The sequence below is a fragment of the Butyrivibrio sp. XPD2002 genome, assembly GCF_000423945.1.
GTDB lineage: Bacteria > Bacillota > Clostridia > Lachnospirales > Lachnospiraceae > Butyrivibrio.
Map to the genome: position 1 here is coordinate 69341 of NZ_AUIY01000020.1, position 20201 is coordinate 89541.

The following is a 20201-nucleotide window of genomic DNA, read 5'->3' on the forward strand; positions in this document are numbered from 1 at the left end:
ATGGCAAAAGAAGTTTGGCAGCCGGGAAATATGTTATATCCGATACCTGCAGTAATGGTGAGCTGCGGAAGAAAGGGCGAGACCCCGAATATCATAACTGTGGCGTGGGCAGGGAATGTTTGCAGTTCACCTGCTATGCTCTCCATTTCAGTGAGAAAGGACAGATATTCCTACAGCATCATCAAGGATACGGGGGAGTTTGTGGTTAACCTCACAAGCAGCGAGCTGGCAAGAGCTACGGACTGGTGCGGCGTGCGTTCAGGCCGTGATTTTGACAAGTTTAAGGAGATGAGGCTTACGCCTCAGGAATCCCAGAAGATAACTGCACCCGGAATAGCCGAGAGCCCTGTTAATATCGAGTGCAAGGTTAAAGAGGCGCTGGAGCTGGGCAGTCATGTCATGTTTGTGGCAGAGGTTGTGTGTGTTACCGTGGATGATAAGTATCTTGATGAAAAGGGACGCTTTGACTTAAACGGAGCTGATCTTATCGCATACTCCCATGGAGAGTATTTTAAGCTTGGCAAAAAGGTCGGAAAGTTCGGTTACAGTGTTGCCAAGAAGCAGGGCAAGAAGGCATCTTCCAAGAAGGATAAGTCTTTTGCCAAAAAAGACAACAAGCAGGCAAAACAGAAGAAGGATAAGAAAAAGAAAAAATAAGTCCATGACTAAAGGAGACAGACTATGGCTGTAAAATTCATGAGAACAGGACAACAGGGAATACTTGTAAGGGATGAGGAAACAGGCTGTAAATTTGGAATAGACTTGTTTTTGTCGGACATGGACGGAAGACAGGTAGAGAATATCGTTAAGATAGAGGACCTTGGAGACGTATCTCTTATTTTCGGAACCCATGACCACATCGATCATATAGACAGGGATGCATGGGTGAAAATTGCAGGCCTTTTCCCTAAGACAAAGTTTGTAACTCCAAAGTTTTTTGAGAAAACTCTTCCCGAAGAGCTTGGAATAGACAGAGAGCGTATCATATTTGTTGATGAGGGGATAAGCGCAGATGAGGGAGATGTCCATATAGAAGCTATTCCTGCAGCCCATGAATTCCTTGATGCTTCAGATGACGGCCTTCACCCGTACCTTATGTATATTATTACTTACAAAAATACTAAGATATGTCATATGGGTGATACCTGCCTTTATGAAGGTGTATATCAGAAATTAAGGGAAAAGGGTTCCTTTGATGTTATGTTTCCGCCAATCAATGGACGAGATGCAGAAAGGCTCCGCGATAACTGCATCGGAAATATGACCTATCAGGAGGCAGCAGATCTTGTGGGAGTTTTGAAACCGGGGCTTGCTGTTCCAGGGCATTACGATATGTTCGCTTTTAATGGCGAAGATCCTAAAAAATTCGTTGATTATGTGGAAATTAAGTACCCCGAACAGAAGGTAAGAGAGTATAAAGCAGGCGAAGAGTTTTCATGCTGAGATTTTGTAAATGGGTTTAAAATACGCAGTAATTGAAGAGATAAGGGCAAGTTCTGATAAGAGTTTTGGACTAATATACGCTAAGTTAATAGAGAAAAAGAGTGTTCCGGGAATGTTCTTCCCGGAATTCTTGCTATAAGGATAAATTATGTAGCAGACAGCAGATACGAATTATATTGATTATGGAGGAAGCTATGCTCACACCTGACAGACTTGAAAATGACAGACGTTTTAGTGCTTTTGATAACGGCGAAGTTTTATATAACAAAAAGAAAAATCATCTCCCTGCAATGGGATGGAACAGCTGGAATGCCTTCGGAAGCGGGAACACAGAGGCCCTTACCAAGGTTATGGCGGATAAGATCACGGAGCTTGGTCTTGATAAGCTTGGATATGAATATGTGATTCTTGATGACGGTTGCTACAAGCCTGAGAGAGTGGATGGCAGACTTTCAAATGAGGAGAATAAATTCCCTTCAGGCTTTAAGGCTTTGTCTGATTACATTCACGATAAGGGACTTAAGTTCGGAATGTACAATGACATAGGAACCAACCTCTGCGCAGGAGCTGCGGTAGGAACCTGCGGTCATGAGAAGGAGGATGCCAAGAGCTATATAGAGTGGGGAGTAGATTTCTTGAAGGTGGATAACTGCTACTATCCCTTCGACAATGCGACATTTTCCAATCCTGAAAATGCTGCTTATACCTTTGCACCAAATATAAGAGCTATTAAGCTGGTAGATAAAGCGGATAATAGCGATACAGAGTGTATACTTCCCGCTGTGGAGGCAGAGCTCACAGGAAGTCGTGCAAGCATAGAGGATGATCATATAACAGGCCTTGGAACCTTTGATGGCACAGGTCCTGAGTCATCACCAGTTGGAATCAGGAGTAGCGAGCTTATTTTCCATGTATCCGCAGCTGCTGAGATGGCAGAGTATGAGATAGAGGTTGAGTATCAGGCAGGCGCCATAGAGGGTGTTGGCAACTGGCTTCAGATTGCTGTAAATGACGAGCTTATCTTTGATGATTTTCTTAATAAGGATATGATACCTGCCCTTAAAAAGGAGGAAGGCGAAGAGGAGAAGGCGCTTTTACCCTTTACCTGGAGTGAGCCCTTAAGGATAAAGCTTAAGAAGGGTGAAAACACGATCCGTCTTATGAACCACAGAAGACAGGAGAATACTCTTAATTCCTACGCAAGACTCCTTAAGGAATTATCTAACATTAATCCTGACAATGAGATTATTTACTCCGCCTGCGAGTGGGGAAAGACTCATCCTCAGAACTGGGCTTATAAGGTGTGCGATTCCTGGAGAATACTAAATGACATAACCTTCCGAGTTGGAAGTGATGGAGATCCTGGACACGGTGCGTGGGTTGAGGATTATACCACCAGCGTGACAACTCAGTACAACAAGGCAGTAATCATGGATGAATTCGCAGGCCTTGAAAGGGGCTGGAATGACCCTGATATGCTCATGATAGGAATGAATGGTCTTGATGAAACTCAGTGCAGAACACACATGACAATGTGGTGCATGATAAATTCACCGCTTATGCTGGGACTTGATTTAAGACGTGTTCAAAAGGGTGACTGGATCTATAACATTATCGCTAATAAAGATGCTATAAGAATAAATCAGGATGCTCTTGGAATTCAGGCAAAGAGAGTGTATTCAACCCTGCAAAAGACAGAGCCTGACAAGGAGTATATCAGAGACATAGACAGGATTGATGTTCTTGTAAAGCCTCTTGTAAATGGTGATTTTGCCATCAGCTTTATCAATGTAAGCAAAGAGGATAAGAACCAGAATATAAGAATTGATATAGATAAAATCAGGGAGCTTTTTGGAGATAAGATAAGGAAAGCTTCAAAATACAGTGTTAAAAACATCTGGACAGGGGAAGTATCAGAGAATGCTACAGGGGCTTTTGAGGTCACATCCATTAAGGCTTGTGATAACCTGACATTTATAGTAACACCCATAGCCTGAAGAAAAAGCGGATTGGAATAATGAATATAGAAGCCTTTATTGATTACATAATAAGTGAATACGAGATGGCTCATTCTGATAAAAATGATATTGATATAGATCATTTCTGGAAGGAAGTGATGTCATATTTTTCAGAGGATATGCTTGGCAGCCCTGTTAATAAAAAGAGTGCTGCCAGGATTTTATATGCCTTTTCAAGGATAGTATTGAAGCTCCCGAATTTAGACTGGATCAGGGCCAAAAAGCTCAGGGATATCTATGAGTGCCGCGTGTGTGCAGAAGCCATAGCGCAGATGTATGAGCGCGGTATCATAGATGGTGTAGGACCCTGTATATTTGGAATAAACGACACTATGAAAGCAGAAGAACTGCGCATGGCAGTCGATAAAATAGTTCAAATAAATACAAATATTATATGGAGTTTATAATCTGATTATATTTGTCTGTTAAAGTAATAATATACACGTATCATGGCATGCTATTGGTCTTATGAGGTAAGTGCATGGCGATAAAAAATGCGAATTATTATGGATACGACAAAAAAACATTAGAAGATTGTTCGGCATTCATAAACAGCACAAACAGAAAGCACGTTGAGATCCTGAATGGCTGGTTTTTTGCGGTCAATGTTTTGTGTATTGCTTTCAATGCATTTGGACTATTTAGTGTCAATCAGAGCAAGATACATCTCTATACCATTTTTGCTGTTATAGCTGCGGCATATATAATTGCTGCCAGATTAGTGGGTAAGAGGGACTCCACAATAGGAGTAACCATTCTTTCCGTAGCATGTATTTTGACATGGATGATCTTTTCCGTACAAATATCTATTGATCAGCCATACATGGTTGCAACTTTGTTTATGGTAATGACGGTTGTACTTTCCTTTTCCTTTATTGCGACAATGCTAAGGGCACTGCTTTTATTGGGAATATGTACGGCTGTTTTTCTTTATTCTTCTTTTAGTGTTAAAACTGCGGCCATAGCAACGCAGGATCTGTATAACGCTATTATTTTCCTGACTCTTTCCATAGGACTCCACTTTGCGTTCCAAAGAGCAAGAGTTCAGCAGTTTATTACTTATCAAAAGAACATTCAGATTCAAAGAGAGTTGGAGATACAGTCCAGCTTTGATGCGCTGACTTCACTTCTAAATCGCGGCAGATTCTTTTCTCTGGCCGGAAATATCCTTAACAAACCACATGATGAATATATGGCTATATGCCTGCTTGATTTGGATGAGTTCAAGCAGATAAATGATAAGCTGGGTCACCAGATGGGTGATAAGGCTATCCAGATTGCAGGCCAGACTATTATAGATACTCTTGGAATAGACATGGCCGAAAAATGGGCATTCCAGGATAAGGTTATTACCGAAGGTGTGAGCTTCCCTGGAAGGCTTGGTGGTGATGAGTTTATTGTACTTATCAAGGGAAAGAAAAATCGTGAGGAGGTTACAGAAGTCCTGCAGCAGATGCTTCAGGCACTTAATGCTGTCGAGATTGGAGAGCTTCACGGAATTCATGCATCCTTTGGTGTGACAGAGATTACAAGAGAAGATATGGATATTGATGAAGCTTATAAGCGTGCTGACGAAGCCCTGTATGAGTCCAAACGTGCAGGCAAGAATCAGATACGATTTGTAGATATTGCAGATTAGGGCAGGGGGGAACACTATGGTTTGGAATAATCCAAAGTTAATCGATCTGCTTATTATATTTGCAATTATAATTGTAGTGCTTGCTACTATGTCCCTTTATTACTATCACATGGGTAAAAAGCGGGCTGCAATTTTACTTGAACTTCTGGTGGGAATCATTGAGGCTGATAATCCGAACCTTGGAGGACATTCGCTTTATGTTCACAATCTCACAATACTTATCTATCGCTTTATGCCATATCCCCAGAAGCTTCTTATCAGGGAGAGAGATCTGCATTATGCAGCACTTCTCATGGATATTGGCAAGCTTGGAATTCCCTATGACATTATGGAGAAGAGTGGCAAGCTTGATAAGGAAGAGTGGGACATAGTAAAAAAGCATCCGGATATAGGTGTCAGAATGCTCGGAGAACTTCCTGGATTAAACAAGGCACTTTCGTATGTTCTTTATCATCATGAGAGGATAGATGGTACAGGTTATCATCAGCTTAAGGGGGATCAGATTCCGCTTGGAGCAAGGATAATCGCAGTTGCGGATACATATTCCGCACTTACAATGAACCGTTCCTATAAGGCAACCTTATCTTATGCTCAGGCCATAGCTGAACTTAGGTCGGTAGCAGGCTCGCAGCTTGATGAGGGGATTGTTAATTGCTTTTGCAACATACCTATGAGCAGAATTCAGGCATGTATGGATGATGTTCGTAGAAAAATGAAGATTTTATCTGAGCACAGAAAGGGGAGCTGAAGCATGTGGTGGAAAAAAATGGTTTCCGTCCTGCTTGTGGCAGCCATGATGACGGGAGCGATTTCCTGTGGGAAGTCTAATAGCTCAAAACGTGAATCGGGAGTGGATCCGGAGACGGCTCCGCATATTTCGCTTGCGCTCAGATCCGGAGTATATTCTGATGCTATTCAATCCTGCCTTGCAGATTTTGAGAGAGAAAATCAGGTAATATGTGATGTTTATGATTTTGGTGAGGAAGAGCTTCACAGTGGTATTCTTGAAGATGCTACTAATGCAGAGGGGAAATACGATCTCTGCATGGTTGATGGTTCCTGGAAGGCAGAGCTGACCACTGAAAATGTACTTTTGAATTTATCAGCGGAAGGGTATGAGCTGGATGACGACATAATAGAAGCGACGAAAACTATCTGCTATGGCGAGGGTAATCTCTATATTGCTCCTTATTATGGCAATGTGACGGTTCTGTTATTTAATAAAGACCTGGTAGCAAAAGCAGGATTTAAAGGAGAGGAGCTCTCATCACTTGAAGCTATAAAAGACGTGTGCAAGGTTACCAAGGAAAAGGGTAATCTTGGCTTTATGTACAGAGGTGATTCGCCCAATAATTATGTGGTTGATTTCCTGCCGATTCTTTGTTCATTTGGTGGCTGGGTTGTGGATGAGAACAACAAGCCGACGGTAAATACGAAGGAATTCAAGGATGCCATGAACTTCTATCTGGAGCTCATCGCTACAGGAAAATCGGAGAGCAGAGATGATCTGATTATAGCCATAGCTAATGGTGCAGCTGCCATGGCTGTAGGCTGGCCTGGCTGGTACACTCCGACCACCAGATCTTCTTCGGATTATGTAGCAATACACGGGAGAGTTACAGATGATGCTGTAGAATACAATGCAAATGTATATGGAATATGGACTATAGGAATTCCTAAGAACAGCACCAATAAGGAGATGGCAATTAAGCTCCTTAAATATCTGATGGATCCGGAAGTGCAGAAAAGTACCATAGAGTACGGCGGAGTTCCCTGTAGATATTCAAGTCTTACCGATGAAAAGATCTTGGCTGATAACCCTCCCTTTAAGGCAGTATGCACGGCACTTGAAAATGGTGTTTACAGACCTGTGATGAAGGAATGGCCTAGCTTTTATACTATTCTTGGAAATGAGATGGAAAAGATTATCTCAGGTGAAAAGAGCGTAGATGCAGGACTTGAAGATGCACAGAAAGAGCTTGAGGAAATGCTCGAAAACAGCTGATAAAAAACCTTCCTCTTTGTTATATAAGCAAGGAGGAAGGTATTATTTTGCCGTGGCGAAAGTCTTTTATAATTATTCAGATTCTTGGCGCTATGCCAAGCTTTGCATGCATGATCTTTTTACTCTCATACATTCTCTTATCAGCGAGAAGATATACGCTGTGTGAATCTCTGTGGTTAAGCTCTGTGCTATAGGCAAAGCCAGTGGCTACGCTTCGTCTGTAGCCGGGATAGAGAACGTTCTTAACCTCCAACGCATCCTTAAGTCTTGTGATCAGAGTCTCGACTTGGTTGAAGTATTCCTCTTTTAGTATGGCCACAAATTCATCTCCGCCTATTCTTGCTATAAAGGCCTTTGATTCAAAGCACTGTTTTAGCACGGATGCGAATTCTATCAGGTATTTATCACCTGCTGCATGGCCTTTTTTATCATTTATTTCCTTAAGACCATTGAGATCCAGACTTATTATGCAATATTCATCTGTGCTTTTATCAAGATCAGACATATATTTGTCGTATCTTGAACGGTTCGGAAGATCGGTAAGACCATCTGCGTACGCCAGATGAGTAAGTGACGCATACTCCTTTCTCATGGCGAAGGACTCAGATATGTAAATGAAGTAGTTGATCAGGTTGGCAAATACAAATATCAGTCCGCCCATGGGGATAAGCCTTGAAGTCAGCATGGACAGAGGGATTATGCGAACGAGCTCCAATGTAAAGGCTATGAAATTCACCGGGTAGGACATTGTAAAGAAGGTCAGCCCCACCATTTGGATGATTTCTGCCGGAAGCAGTTTTTTCTGTTTTATGTCCTTATAAAAAGTGGCGCATAAGAACAATGAGCACATGATGGAGACACACTGGAAATAATGGAGTGTGCGGTCCATATGCATGATGTTTAAAAAATGAAGCGCTATCAGAGTAAGACATATGATCGTGCTTGTTCCGGCCACAACAAGGAAAATCCAGTCCTTGTAGTGGTCCTGAATACATCCGATTATTGTGTAGGTCAGAGGAATCATCAAATATAGTGAGAAATATTCAACCTCTGAGGATTTGGAATTCGTAAATAGAAAGAAATCAAGGAGATTGAAGTAGGTCAAAATCCAAATTCCCAGATCTACAAAAAGTATTGATGAAAAGAGTTGCGACAGGATAGTTGGCAGGGTCTTATAAAAACTAAGGGTTATGATACAGAAGGCCGCACCAAATATTATAAGGAAAATACCTGAAGCCAGAGGGAACATATTCTGGAAAAGGTAACCCCTTATAACGTCATGATACTCTCCGTAGATGGGAGGAACAAAGTATGAGTATGTGGTTTTTTCAGGTACATGTAGGTCAATCCTTACAGAAATGGGTGTGTCCTTCCTGGGAAGCGTTATCATATTATTGCTTTTTCCGATGAAGGATCCTTCTTCAAGCAGATCATTGAAGCCTTCATCTATAAGCTCATTATCAGCATAAAAATCAAATGCAGAGTATCTTGAAGGAAACATGATCGTAGGGAATACATAAGTGCTGCTGGCAGGAATGGTCCTCGATAAAGCAATTGTAGTGCCTTTACCAGTAGGGAATTTTATATTATTGGGGATATAGTCCAGGTCTATATTTTCGTATACGTCGTCGCCAATTGTAATGGTCCAGCCATCGCTTATCCGTTCCATTTTTTTCTCATACACAGGATAGAAGAGATAATGGCAGATTGCGGCCAGGATAAGGAATGTAATAAAGGCAATTATCAGAAACAGGATTCGTTTACGCATGATCTGCTTCACCTCCTTTGCCGTGGAGAGAAGAACCTATAATATCGTTCACAAATCTGTCTATTTTGGAAGCGTGGTGAGATTCCTTTTCCTCATACATACGGTTATCGGCAAGCACAAAAACGTTGTTAGCGTCCTTTTCGCTTACTTCATCACTGTAAGCAAATCCACAGGAAGTGGATAGATTAAAGCTTTTTTCTGTCTGGTTAAATGTCTTAATGCGAGATCTCAGATCGTCGATAAGCTTCTCGCAGGTGCCTTTTACGGGATTCTCAATTGCAATAAGGAATTCATCGCCACCGGTTCTTCCTATAAGTGCTGAGCCCGCAAAGGTCTGCTTCAGAATATCTGCAAAGGAAGAAAGCATGCGGTCGCCCTCCTGGTGCCCCAGGCTGTCGTTTACTGTTTTCAGATTGTCCATATCCAGACTTATCAGGGCGAAATTGCCCTGCACTGATGCCATGTACTGCATACATTTTGCACGGTTCATAAGACCTGTCAGGGAATCGGTATAGGCGAGACCTTCAAGGTGTTCCTTCATGTATATGGAATTGATATGCTCGATTCCGTGGTAGAAGTAGAACACGAAAAGGCATAGCACGAAGCAAAGGGCACCGATGGTCATGAAGTTGATGTCCACGGATACTTCGCCGCCTGCTACGAAGAATTTGAAAATGTTGTATTTTATGATGTCAACAACGGAGCAGATTATGAAAATAACCAGGCCCAGAACCAATACACTGTCAGAGGTTCTGGGGGTAAACTCCGGAGATTTTTTCTGTTCGTTATATCGCTTTGCCACATTCAGCACAAGCTGAGGAAGAATCATAATCGCCTCAGAAAGAGCAATAATGTGGAGCGTAGATACGAAGTTATTTATGTGAACTACTTTGAAAAGATGCAGCGCTAAGGTAATGATCGGGAAAAGAGCATTGATAGCTATGAGTGTTTTATTAAGGATGGTATTAAGCTCCGGGTGTGATGAAACAAGAAAAGTAATAATTGCAAAGGGTACGGAGTACAGAGTCACATATTCAAGCAGACAGAAATAAACCTCATTATCGGAAATGAAGCAGAATATATCGTTGAATGCCAGGTTATAGGCGCCAAGTACAAAGGATATGATCGAACTGAATATCAGGGAAAGATCGTGACCATGATACATGTATAAATAGGATGAAAGCGTAAGTAAAAGGAATGCAAACAGGGTCAGAAAGCCACCGATAAAGAAGGGAAGGCGCTTTTTCTGGATATAGGCAAGCTCCACGTCATTGCGATTGCCGTAGTAGACCTCTGAAAGACCTGAAAATGCGTTGTCTTCGTAAACTCTGAAGGTAATGGTGATGCGCTTTCCGCCTACCTCGCTGATGTCGCCCAAAGGGATAACGTTAAAATGCTTGGGAATCAGTTCACCTCGCAGAGCATAATCATCTCCGTAGGAGTAGATTACCTTGCCGTCTATGGTTGCAGTAACAGCTGCCTGGATTGATCTGAACATAAGGCAGGCAGAGGGTACTTCTTCTTTGGGAATAAGCCTGCTGATCACGACTATATCATTGGTGTTGGCGGTTCCGATATCAAGATTTTTAAGAGCCGCGTTCTCCACCTCGAAATCACCATGCTTAACAGACCATCCTTCATTAAGAATGGTCATATAATAAGTACTTGGTGTGGTCATAAAAGCGCTGCCAAACAGTATCAGAATAACCGGGATTAATACAAGCAAAATGGGCAGCAGCCACACATTTATATGCATATAATCTCGTAATCGCATAGCAGTCTCCTATTATTAAGTATAGCAATAAACATAGGGGTGATTTATTAAAAAAGAATTTATTTTTCTGAATTTTGTATAATAAAGCCCTGAGACTCTGACGAGCTCAAGGCTTTTATTAGTTTGGGTTTAAAAGCTTCCGCTGCTTCCGCCGTGGGATGTTCCGGAAGAACCACTGTGGGTGGAGGATCCGGAGCTTTCTTTAGGTCTTGCAGTACGGGTAACAGCTTTTCTTATAAATCTGTCGCTCTTACGTGTAAGAGCAAGTCCCTTCTGGGAGTAGTTTGATGCTCCAGCTTCCCTGTGAACTGTCTTTAGCTGCTGTACGAAACCAATCAGCGGGATAAGTGCCAGAACCAGTCCGGCAACCAGGCAGATCAGGAACTTGGGGAAGTTAAATGTTCTGCGCGTTTGGATAATGCCCAGTCTGTAATCGCAGGCTGATATGAATTTATCAAACGCACTGTAGTACTCACCGGCAGATAAATCACTACTGCACTTACTTATAAGAGTTTCCTGCGCTGAGTCGGTGTAGACCTTAATGGCACTACCGGTTGTGGTAATATGCCACTGTCTGCTGCCCATATCTATGAGAAACAGGATACCGTCATGGGAATTGCCATAACCGTAGCCGTTATAATCATAGAAATCATCGCCGTACTCTTCGACGGTTCTGTTACCGAGGGTGTCAACGGTTACCAGCACAATTGCGGAATTATACTTTGATTCCACCTCGTAGATGTGGCTGGCAAGGGAGTTCTCCTCATCATCTGTTAGAAGATCAGCTGCATCAACAACCGGGAACAGAGATCCATCCTGGCAGTATACCGGAGCTACCATGCCTTCGCCGTCGGCCTTTGCTGTGAAGGGCATAAGCAGCGGCATGATCAGTATCATGCAGATCATGAGCACCGATGCATAATTAAGTTTTCTTTTGTATTTCATAAACTGACCCTTTCACTAACTGTTGATAATGATTAAGCAAACAATAATTGCCAGAACCGTGAAGCCAAGTGCTGAGAGCAGATATAAAATAAGTGCTCTGCCCTTGTCTACAGGGAGATTTCCGACAAACTTACCGCTCTGACCATTCATGGCAAACAGATAGTTGTTGCCATTCCAGCTGGTATTAAGGAGCCAGACAGGATAGAGGGCGTATTTATGTCTCAAGCCTCTGACGTTTTGCTGCTTAGAGGTAATAGCTACGGTAGAATATCCGGAAACGGAATTCCTGATATCGCTTTCTACTGTGTGCTTCATACGCTCAACAATATGTGTTTGGGTGTCTTCAGCCTTGATGTCATATCTGTTAGCCAAAAAGCCTGCGAGATATCCGCCGTTAAAGGGCACTGCCTCGCTGAAATTAAAGGGCTCAATGGATTCCATCAGGTCATCAGGCATCTCTTTTGATGCATCGTGAGGAACATTGGCAAATTCTTCGACACCGCTTCTCTCTACATTGTAGTAGCTGGTCTCGGTGTAGTTGTAGTCACTGTCACTCCAGGTTCTTACCTTGGTTGCAGAGAATTCGTAGTCGCCATCAACCTTGCCGTCATAGAGCCAGTAAGGAATGTATATACCACGAATCTTATCAATGTGATTCTGTGCGAAGAAAACCTTGGGTAAAAGGAGCTTCCCTTTTACATAGCCTGCGTAGGCATTCATGGCATCCTGCTTGCTTTTTTTGAAGGGGATGACATAGTCCGGACGAAGGTCGCCGGCAAACTTCTCCTTAACAACCACATTGTTACTGCAGAAAGGACAGGTAAGTGAGCCTTCATTTTCAGAGGCCACAATCTCGCCGCCACAGGACTGACAGGAATAAACAACCATTCCGTCAGTTTCACCGGGCTGCCACTCACTGCCTTCATGCATCCACTCGTTGCTGTCAGCCTTTGCATCCTTATCCTGTTCCTCTTTTCTGGGAGCAACATAATCGCTTACCTTGATCTTGTTATCGCAGTAAGGACATGCCAGGAGCTGACTAGCCGCATCGAAGTTCATTATCCCGCCACAGGCGGGACATTCGTATTCAGTTAATCCCATAAATCAATTTCCTATTAAAATATTTCCTGTTTTTGAGCCATCAAGCCGATTATGGTCTGGGCTTGCCGCAGTTTGAACAGAATTTGCCGCTGTTTACAGTTCCGCAGGAGCATGTCCAGTCAGCGCTGGGTCTGGGCTGTCCACAATTTGAGCAGAAGTTACCGTTGTTAGCGGTTCCGCAGGAGCATGTCCAACCAGCCTGGCTCTGGGGCTGCATCTGAGGCTGCTGAGGAGCTGCCTGAGCCTGCTGCTGACCCATAGCGAAGAGGTTAGCTGCGTTAGCACCGCCTGCCTGCTGAGCCATGTTCATTCCTGCAAAGGCCATCATGGGGCCTGTACTTGTATTCTTTGCTGCATCCTGCATAGCCTGAGCCTGAGCACCAACGAGAGCGCCTGCAGCCATGTTAGGATTGGAATAAACAGCATTCTTCTGAAGCTCTTTGATCATCTTCTCGTCTTCTTCAGAAGCGTTTACAGAGTTGATACCGAAGGTAGAAATCTTGATACCATAGGTGTCACACCACTTTGAAGAAAGTACTTCGTTGAGTGCGTCAGCGATCTCGGTTGTGTGTCCGGGAAGTGCACTGTAACGAACGCCTGCCTCTGAAATCTTGGCAAATGCAGGCTGAAGAGCTGTAAGAAGCTCACTCTTAAGCTGAGATTCGATATTCTCTCTCTTATATTCGCCTGTGAAGTTACCGCAAAGGTTTGTATAGAAAAGAATAGGATCGATGATCTTGTAGCTGTATTCACCATGGCAACGGATAGAGATATCAACATCAAGACCGATGTTTCTGTCTACTACGCGGAAAGGAACCGGGTTAGCGGTGCCGTACTTGTTGCCGATGATATCCTTTGTATTGATGAAGTATACGCGCTGGTCGTTACCTGCGTCGCCGCCAAAACCAACACGCTTACCGATTTTCTTGAAAGTTTCTTTAATGTTAGAAGAGAGATCACCATAGAAAAGTGAAGGCTCTGTGCTAACGTCATAAACAAATTCGCCGGGCTCTGCGCAGATTTCAGTTACCTTACCCTGATCAACGATAAGCATGCACTGTCCGTCTGCTACAGCAATGATTGAGCCATTTGAAATGATGTTGTCGTTACCCTTTGTGTTGGAGCTTCCCTTGCCGGTTCTCTTTGAAGCCTTGATCGCAAGTGTGTCTGTAGGAAGTGCATCACAGTAGAAATAGTCCCTCCAGGAATCAGCAAGTACGCTTGATGCAGCGCCAATTCCAGCTTTTAAAATACCCATACTAATTAGTCCTCCTTTTTATCACTTATTTAACGCTAGCCATTTACTGTAAACGTTAAAAAGACATTTGTTTTGTCTGAACAATTTCAGACGCTGAAAAAATTATACCACAATAATATGGGTTACAATAGAAAACATATGCAAATAAACGCCATTTTGCCGCTTTTTGCAAATATTCGTACACATCTTGCAGCCGCGTAGGGAATAAAAAGGTATTCATTTGCTAAATAATAAGTATTCATGCGCTTTTGTGCGGTATAGAGTATAATAGAGAGTGAGTTATTACAAAATGGAGCAGGTTGCCCTGATTATATGAAAAAATGTAAATTGACGTATTTGAATAAAGAATATGAAATATTTGAGGGAACCCTTCTGTCTGAGTTCATGATAAGGAACGGTATTGAACAGGAAAGGCCCTGCGGAGGAACGGGAAGGTGCGGAAAATGCAAGGTGAAATTCATCTATGGAGCACCAAAACCCGGAAATGCCGACAGAAGCTTTTTGGCAGAAAGTGAGATCGAAGCAGGGATAAGGCTCTCCTGTAGAGCTGTCATTACCGAGGATGCCAGAATCGATAAGGTCTATTACAGCGATAATATATCCGATAATCTGCAGAGTGGAAGTAAAGACCCCATAAAAAAGCCTCAGGCTGATGAGATTAAAGGTGAAGTCAGCATAGCTCTTGATATAGGAACGACTACTATCGCGGCTGCCGTGATGCAGGAAAAAGATGGAGGCGATCCGGAGCAGGTCTCCAAAACCACGATCATGAATCATCAGCGAAGGTACGGGGCTGATGTGATTAGCAGGATACAGGCTGCAAACTCCGGAAAGGCTAAGGAGCTTAGGGACTGCGTCGTAGATGATATAAAAAGTATTACCGCGGGACTTAAAATAAAGCAGATGATGATTGCAGGTAATACCACAATGCTACACCTCCTTACAGGGGACTCCTGTGAGGGACTTGGGAAAGCTCCCTATACGCCAGTCAGATTATCTTATCCGAAGCTTAAGGCGAATGAACTTTTTCTATATAAAGAAGAAAGGGAATCAGAAACGGAGTGCCTGCTTGCTCCAGGGATATCGGCATTTGTTGGTGCCGATATAGTTTCCGGAATGTATGCTCTTTCCTTTGACAGGATCCCGAAGGGGAAGCGATACATGCTGATCGACCTTGGTACTAACGGGGAGATGGCAGTTGCTGATTCCGAGAGGATAAGCGTATGCTCCACGGCAGCAGGTCCTGTGTTTGAAGGCGGGGGAATATCCTGCGGAATGCCAGGGGTTACCGGAGCAATAGAGCATGTAACTCTGAAGGAGGATGCGGAGCTTGGAGTTATAGGCGGTGAGAAGCCCTTGGGAATCTGCGGAAGCGGTGTGCTGGAGCTTGTTTCTGAGCTAAGGCGTACCAAGGCAATAGATGAAACCGGACTTTTTGAGGATAAATACTTTGAAGAGGGCTTTCCTTTATATAAGGGGGATGAATCTACCGAAGGAATATTTTTTACCCAGAATGATATAAGAGCGGTCCAGCTTGCAAAGGCCGCTATAAGAAGCGGAATAGATACTCTCCTTGAAGCACATGGCTGCAGACCTGAGGACATTGATAAGGTGTATCTTGCGGGAGGCTTTAGCGAGCATCTTGATACCTCTAAGGTGAGGTTTTTAAAGCTGCTACCTGAGGAGTTTATCGGAAGAGATGTATGTGAATGCGTAGGTAATACTTCTCTCTTAGGCTGTATTAAGGTGTTAGGTGATAAGGATTTTACGGACAGAATGAATACAATAGTAAGCATGGCTGTGGAAATAAAGCTTGCTGAGACAGACGAGTTCGGAGATTCTTTTATAGAAGCGATGAACTTCTGAAAAGTTAAATGTTTATAAAAATTTTATATTTTACACAATGTTTTTTGAACGGGCGCGATTGATTTATGATTCTGTTATACTTATAATAGAACGATAAAAGATTTTTTAAGAGGTAAGCAATGGATAACAATTATACAAACAATAATGGCTCCGGGGGAGATAACGGACCAAAGAAGCAAAACGTCCTGCTTCTGGTTGTGGCAGCGCTTATAGCTGTGCTGTTTATGACCTACATTATGCGGGCAGTTACTTCTACAAGTAATAAGGAAGTGACTTATTCCGAGTTCATCCAGATGATAGCTGACAAAAAGGTTGAAAGCGTAGTTATCGAGGATGACAGGATCAATATCATACCGAAGGTAAGCTCGGATGAGCTTAAGTATAATCCTTTCTATGGCTCAACCATGGTGATGACCTATTACACCGGTAAAGCCGAGGATGATTCTACACTGACCAAGAGACTTCTTGATGCAGAGATTCCTGTTTCAAGTGAGGTGCCTGATTCTTCAAGTGCTATCATCTCATTTGCAGTTTACTATGTTCTTCCTATTTTACTGATGTGGCTTATCCTGTCCTTTGTATTCAGACGTATGTCAAAGGGCGGTGGTCCTCTCGGAATCGGAAAAAACAATGCAAAGGTATACATGCAGCGTGAGACCGGAGTTACCTTCAAGGATGTAGCCGGTGAGGATGAGGCTAAGGAATCACTTGTAGAGGTTGTTGATTTCCTTCACAATCCCGGAAGATACGTAAAGATCGGTGCCAAGCTTCCCAAGGGTGCCCTTTTGGTGGGACCTCCCGGAACAGGTAAGACTCTTCTTGCCAAGGCTGTTGCCGGTGAAGCACATGTTCCCTTCTATTCTCTTGCTGGTTCAGACTTTATCGAGCTCTATGTCGGTGTCGGTGCAAGCCGCGTCCGTGAGCTTTTTGCAGAGGCCAGTAAGAATGCACCCTGCATTATTTTCATAGATGAGATTGATGCCATCGGTAGAAGCCGTGACAGCAAGTATGGCGGCGGAAATGAAGAACGTGAGCAGACACTTAACCAGCTCCTTTCTGAGATGGATGGTTTCGATTCATCAAAGGGTGTTCTTGTACTTGGTGCTACCAACAGACCTGAGATCCTTGATAAGGCGCTCCTCAGACCCGGACGTTTCGACAGACGAATCATCGTTGATAAGCCTGATCTCAAGGGACGTGAGGAGATCTTAAGAGTCCATTCCAAGGACGTTAAGATGGACGAGACAGTTGATCTTAAGGCAATCGCCCTTGCAACAAGCGGTGCGGTTGGATCTGACCTTGCCAATATGATCAACGAAGCAGCCATCAATGCTGTTAAGGCCCATAGAGAATACGTTTGCCAGCAGGATCTTATGGAAGCTGTTGAGCAGGTTCTTGTAGGAAAAGAGAAGAAGGACAGAATCCTTTCCAAAGAAGAGAGAAAGATCGTATCCTATCACGAGGTCGGTCATGCTCTTATCAGTGCAGTTCAGAAAAATACAGAGCCTGTACAGAAGATCACAATCGTTCCCAGAACCATGGGTGCTCTCGGTTATGTAATGCAGGTTCCTGAGGATGAGAAATATCTTCAGACCAAGGATGAGTTAATTGATGATATCATCGTTTCTCTCGGCGGACGTGCTGCAGAAGAGGTTATTTTCAACACTGTAACAACAGGTGCTGAGAACGATATTGAGAAGGCTACATCAATGGCCAGAAGCATGATCACCATGTTCGGTATGAGTGATAAGTTCGGTCTGATGCAGCTCGAGTCCATACAGAACAGATACCTTGATGGTAACAGAGTGCTCAACTGCAGCCCTCAGACAGAGTATCTGGTGGATGAAGAGGTTAAGCAGCTGCTTTCTGACTGCTATGAGAAGGCTAAGCAGATCATCCGTGATCACATTGATACAATGGATAAGATCGCACAGTTCCTTATCGAGAAGGAGACAATTACAGGTAAGGAATTCATGAAGATCTACCGCGAGGTTGAGAATATCCCTGAGCCTACAGAGGAAGAGATAGAAGCTTCCAAGCACGGAAGAATCTATGCTACACGTCCTGAGTCGGCAGCAGTTGGAGAGAATGTACCGATTAAGGAAAAGGCAAAGCCTGCAGAGCCGGCACCTCAGCCTGCTCCCGAGCCTGCCATTCCGCAGCCGGGTACATATAATCAGCCGGGGACCTACAATCAGCCCCAGGGTATGACATATCCTCCGCAGAATGATGCGTATAGCTACAGGCCTCAGAGTACTCCCAGATCAATTTTTGATGCGGAAGTAAATGATTCCTATAGCACACCTTCAAATAATGCAGATAATGCCAATACTCAGAATGATAATGCTGATCAGGACCAGCAGAGTGGCGGCCGCTTCTCTCATGTGCCTGACAATTTTGATAACAATAATAACTAAAACTCATATTAAGGCTGTCGCATAGCGGCAGCCTTTCTGCTAAGATTTAATATATGGAAGAAAAATTCAACATTCAGGATGAACTAAAAAAGCTCCCTAAACAGCCGGGTGTTTATATCATGCGTGATGAAAATGACACCATTATGTATGTGGGAAAGGCGATAAACCTCTACAACAGAGTGCGGTCTTATTTTCGTAAGATAGTGGGACGAGGTCCGCAGATCGACCGCATGGTCAGTCAGATTGCAAGGTTTGAGTACATTGTGACGGATTCTGAGCTGGAGGCTCTGGTCTTAGAGAATAATCTTATCAAGGAAAACAGTCCCAGATACAACACCATGCTTAAGGATGATAAGACATATCCTTATATCAAGGTCACCATTTCTGAGGAATTCCCCAGAATATTGTTTTCAAGACTTATGAAAAAGGATAAGTCCAAGTACTTCGGGCCCTTTACCAGTGCAGCTGCTGTTAAGGATACAATCGAGCTTATAAATAAAATATATGGCCTCAGGACCTGTAACCGCGTGCTTCCAAGGGATATAGGTGTGGACAGACCCTGCCTTAACTATCACATGAACAGGTGCTCTGCGCCCTGTGACGGGAAGATAACTAAGGAAGAATATGCGGAGAGGATACAGGGTGCCCTGGATTTTCTTGATGGAAATTACAGCCCCATCATAAAGGACCTCAGTGAAAAGATGGAAGCGGCGTCGGAGGAGCTGAATTTCGAGAGAGCCGCAACCTACAGGGATTTACTTGCAAGCGTAAGGCAGATAGCCCAGAAGCAGAAGATGACTGATGCGGCTATGGAGGATAAGGATATTCTGGCAATTGCCTCCGATGAAAATGATGCTGTAGTGCAGGTGTTTTTCGTGCGAGATGGAAGACTGATCGGACGCGAGCATTTCTATATGACCCATGTGTCAGAGAATCCGCAAAGCGAGATACTTCTTAACTTTGTAAAGCAGTTTTATGCAGGAACTCCATTCATTCCCAGAGAGCTTATGCTTCCGGAGGCCATCGAGGATATGGACGTTATTGAGCAGTGGCTCACCCAGAGGAAGGGTAGCCGCGTATATCTCAAGGTCCCGGAGCGAGGGCAGAAGGAAAAGCTCATGGAGCTTGCAGCCCAGAATGCTGAGCTTGTTCTAAGTAAGGATAAGGAGAGGCTAAAGAGGGAAGAGGGAAGAACCATTGGAGCCGTGAAGGAGATTGAGAAGCTCCTTGGACTTAAGGGCCTCATAAGAATGGAAGCCTTCGATATATCCAATATAAGCGGCTTTGCCAATGTCGGATCCATGGTGGTCTATGAAAAGGGAAAGCCAAAGAGAAGTGATTACAGGAAGTTCAGGATAAAGTCCGTTACAGGTCCTGACGATTACGCATGCATGAAGGAAGTTCTGACCAGAAGACTTATGCATGGTCTTGAGGAAAAGCATGAGCTTGAAGTAAGGGAGATTGATGCAAGGTATGGAAGCTTTACAAAGTTCCCGGATCTCATTCTTATGGACGGTGGAAGAGGCCAGGTAAATATTTGTCTTCAGGTTCTTGAGGAGCTGGGAATCAATATCCCGGTGTGCGGAATGGTAAAGGATGATAACCACAGAACAAGAGGACTTTACTTTAATAATGAAGAAATAGCCATAGACAGGAGATCTGAGGGCTTTAAGCTCATAACAAGAATTCAGGATGAAGCCCACAGATTCGCTATTGAATATCACAGATCGCTAAGAAGCAAGGCTCAGGTAAAGAGCTCCCTTGATGAGATTCCGGGAGTAGGACCTGCCAGAAGAAAAGCTCTTATGCGCCATTTTAAATCCATAGAAGAAATAAGAAACGCTGATGTGGAAACTCTGAAACAGGTTCCCGAAATTCCGGAGAATCAGGCGAAGCAAATATATGAATTCTTTCATTCGTCTGAATTGTAAAAGCCCAGCGGTTATGCTAAACTGTGGTAAGTTAGA

16 protein-coding genes are annotated in these 20201 nt (G+C 43.5%); 11 read left to right on the plus strand and 5 right to left on the minus strand.

From position 1 onward, the window contains the following. The 8 genes from G587_RS0111690 to G587_RS0111720 all read left to right on the plus strand — a co-directional run bounded on the left by G587_RS0111690 (position 1) and on the right by G587_RS0111720 (position 7105). Positions 1–657: a flavin reductase family protein gene (locus G587_RS0111690; RefSeq protein ID WP_026492391.1), complete on the plus strand. Its 657-nt coding sequence runs from the start codon at positions 1–3 to the stop codon at positions 655–657. Between the two features lie 24 nt (positions 658–681). Next, positions 682–1443, plus strand: a complete 762-nt coding sequence (locus tag G587_RS22535; protein WP_051200989.1) for an MBL fold metallo-hydrolase — start codon at positions 682–684, stop codon at positions 1441–1443. 10 nt (positions 1444–1453) lie between these two features. Next, complete coding sequence (locus G587_RS26500) at positions 1454–1582, plus strand: hypothetical protein (RefSeq protein ID WP_256379318.1); 129 nt, start codon at positions 1454–1456, stop codon at positions 1580–1582. Between the two features lie 43 nt (positions 1583–1625). Next, positions 1626–3440, plus strand: coding sequence for a glycoside hydrolase family 27 protein (locus G587_RS0111700; protein WP_035786498.1), 1815 nt, complete (start codon positions 1626–1628; stop codon positions 3438–3440). Positions 3441–3460: 20 nt separating this feature from the next. Next, positions 3461–3868, plus strand: coding sequence for a hypothetical protein (locus G587_RS0111705; RefSeq protein WP_026492393.1), 408 nt, complete (start codon positions 3461–3463; stop codon positions 3866–3868). Positions 3869–3942: 74 nt separating this feature from the next. Then, the gene (locus G587_RS0111710; protein WP_026492394.1) at positions 3943–5100 is read left to right on the plus strand and encodes a GGDEF domain-containing protein; all 1158 of its coding nucleotides are present in this window, start codon (positions 3943–3945) and stop codon (positions 5098–5100) included. 16 nt (positions 5101–5116) lie between these two features. Next, on the plus strand, positions 5117–5848 hold the full coding sequence (locus G587_RS22540; RefSeq protein ID WP_051200991.1) for an HD-GYP domain-containing protein: 732 nt from the start codon (positions 5117–5119) through the stop codon (positions 5846–5848). 3 nt (positions 5849–5851) lie between these two features. After that, positions 5852–7105, plus strand: coding sequence for an extracellular solute-binding protein (locus G587_RS0111720; protein WP_081679427.1), 1254 nt, complete (start codon positions 5852–5854; stop codon positions 7103–7105). A gap of 76 nt (positions 7106–7181) precedes the next feature. Here G587_RS0111720 and G587_RS0111725 read toward each other — a convergent pair whose 3' ends face one another. From G587_RS0111725 to G587_RS0111745, 5 genes are all read right to left on the minus strand, one after another. Then, positions 7182–8873: a GGDEF domain-containing protein gene (locus tag G587_RS0111725; protein ID WP_026492396.1), complete on the minus strand. Its 1692-nt coding sequence runs from the start codon at positions 8871–8873 to the stop codon at positions 7182–7184. Beyond that, positions 8866–10647 (minus strand): GGDEF domain-containing protein, encoded by a 1782-nt coding sequence (locus tag G587_RS0111730; RefSeq protein WP_081679428.1) that lies wholly within the window; start codon positions 10645–10647, stop codon positions 8866–8868. The genes G587_RS0111725 and G587_RS0111730 overlap by 8 nt, the downstream gene beginning before the upstream one ends. A 129-nt stretch (positions 10648–10776) precedes the next feature. Continuing rightward, positions 10777–11592, minus strand: coding sequence for a TPM domain-containing protein (locus tag G587_RS0111735; protein WP_051200992.1), 816 nt, complete (start codon positions 11590–11592; stop codon positions 10777–10779). Positions 11593–11607: 15 nt separating this feature from the next. Then, the gene (locus G587_RS0111740) at positions 11608–12693 is read right to left on the minus strand and encodes a hypothetical protein (RefSeq protein WP_026492399.1); all 1086 of its coding nucleotides are present in this window, start codon (positions 12691–12693) and stop codon (positions 11608–11610) included. 49 nt (positions 12694–12742) lie between these two features. Beyond that, the gene (locus G587_RS0111745; RefSeq protein WP_026492400.1) at positions 12743–13951 is read right to left on the minus strand and encodes an SPFH domain-containing protein; all 1209 of its coding nucleotides are present in this window, start codon (positions 13949–13951) and stop codon (positions 12743–12745) included. A 336-nt stretch (positions 13952–14287) separates the two neighbouring features. Between G587_RS0111745 and G587_RS0111750 the strand changes: the two genes are divergently transcribed. From G587_RS0111750 to uvrC, 3 genes are all read left to right on the plus strand, one after another. Continuing rightward, the gene (locus G587_RS0111750) at positions 14288–15817 is read left to right on the plus strand and encodes an ASKHA domain-containing protein (protein WP_207637471.1); all 1530 of its coding nucleotides are present in this window, start codon (positions 14288–14290) and stop codon (positions 15815–15817) included. 119 nt (positions 15818–15936) lie between these two features. Continuing rightward, entirely contained in the window at positions 15937–18234 is a 2298-nt protein-coding gene (gene ftsH, locus G587_RS0111755; protein ID WP_026492402.1) for an ATP-dependent zinc metalloprotease FtsH, read from the plus strand. A 53-nt stretch (positions 18235–18287) separates the two neighbouring features. Continuing rightward, positions 18288–20165: an excinuclease ABC subunit UvrC gene (gene uvrC, locus G587_RS0111760; protein WP_026492403.1), complete on the plus strand. Its 1878-nt coding sequence runs from the start codon at positions 18288–18290 to the stop codon at positions 20163–20165. Positions 20166–20201 lie beyond the last annotated feature (36 nt).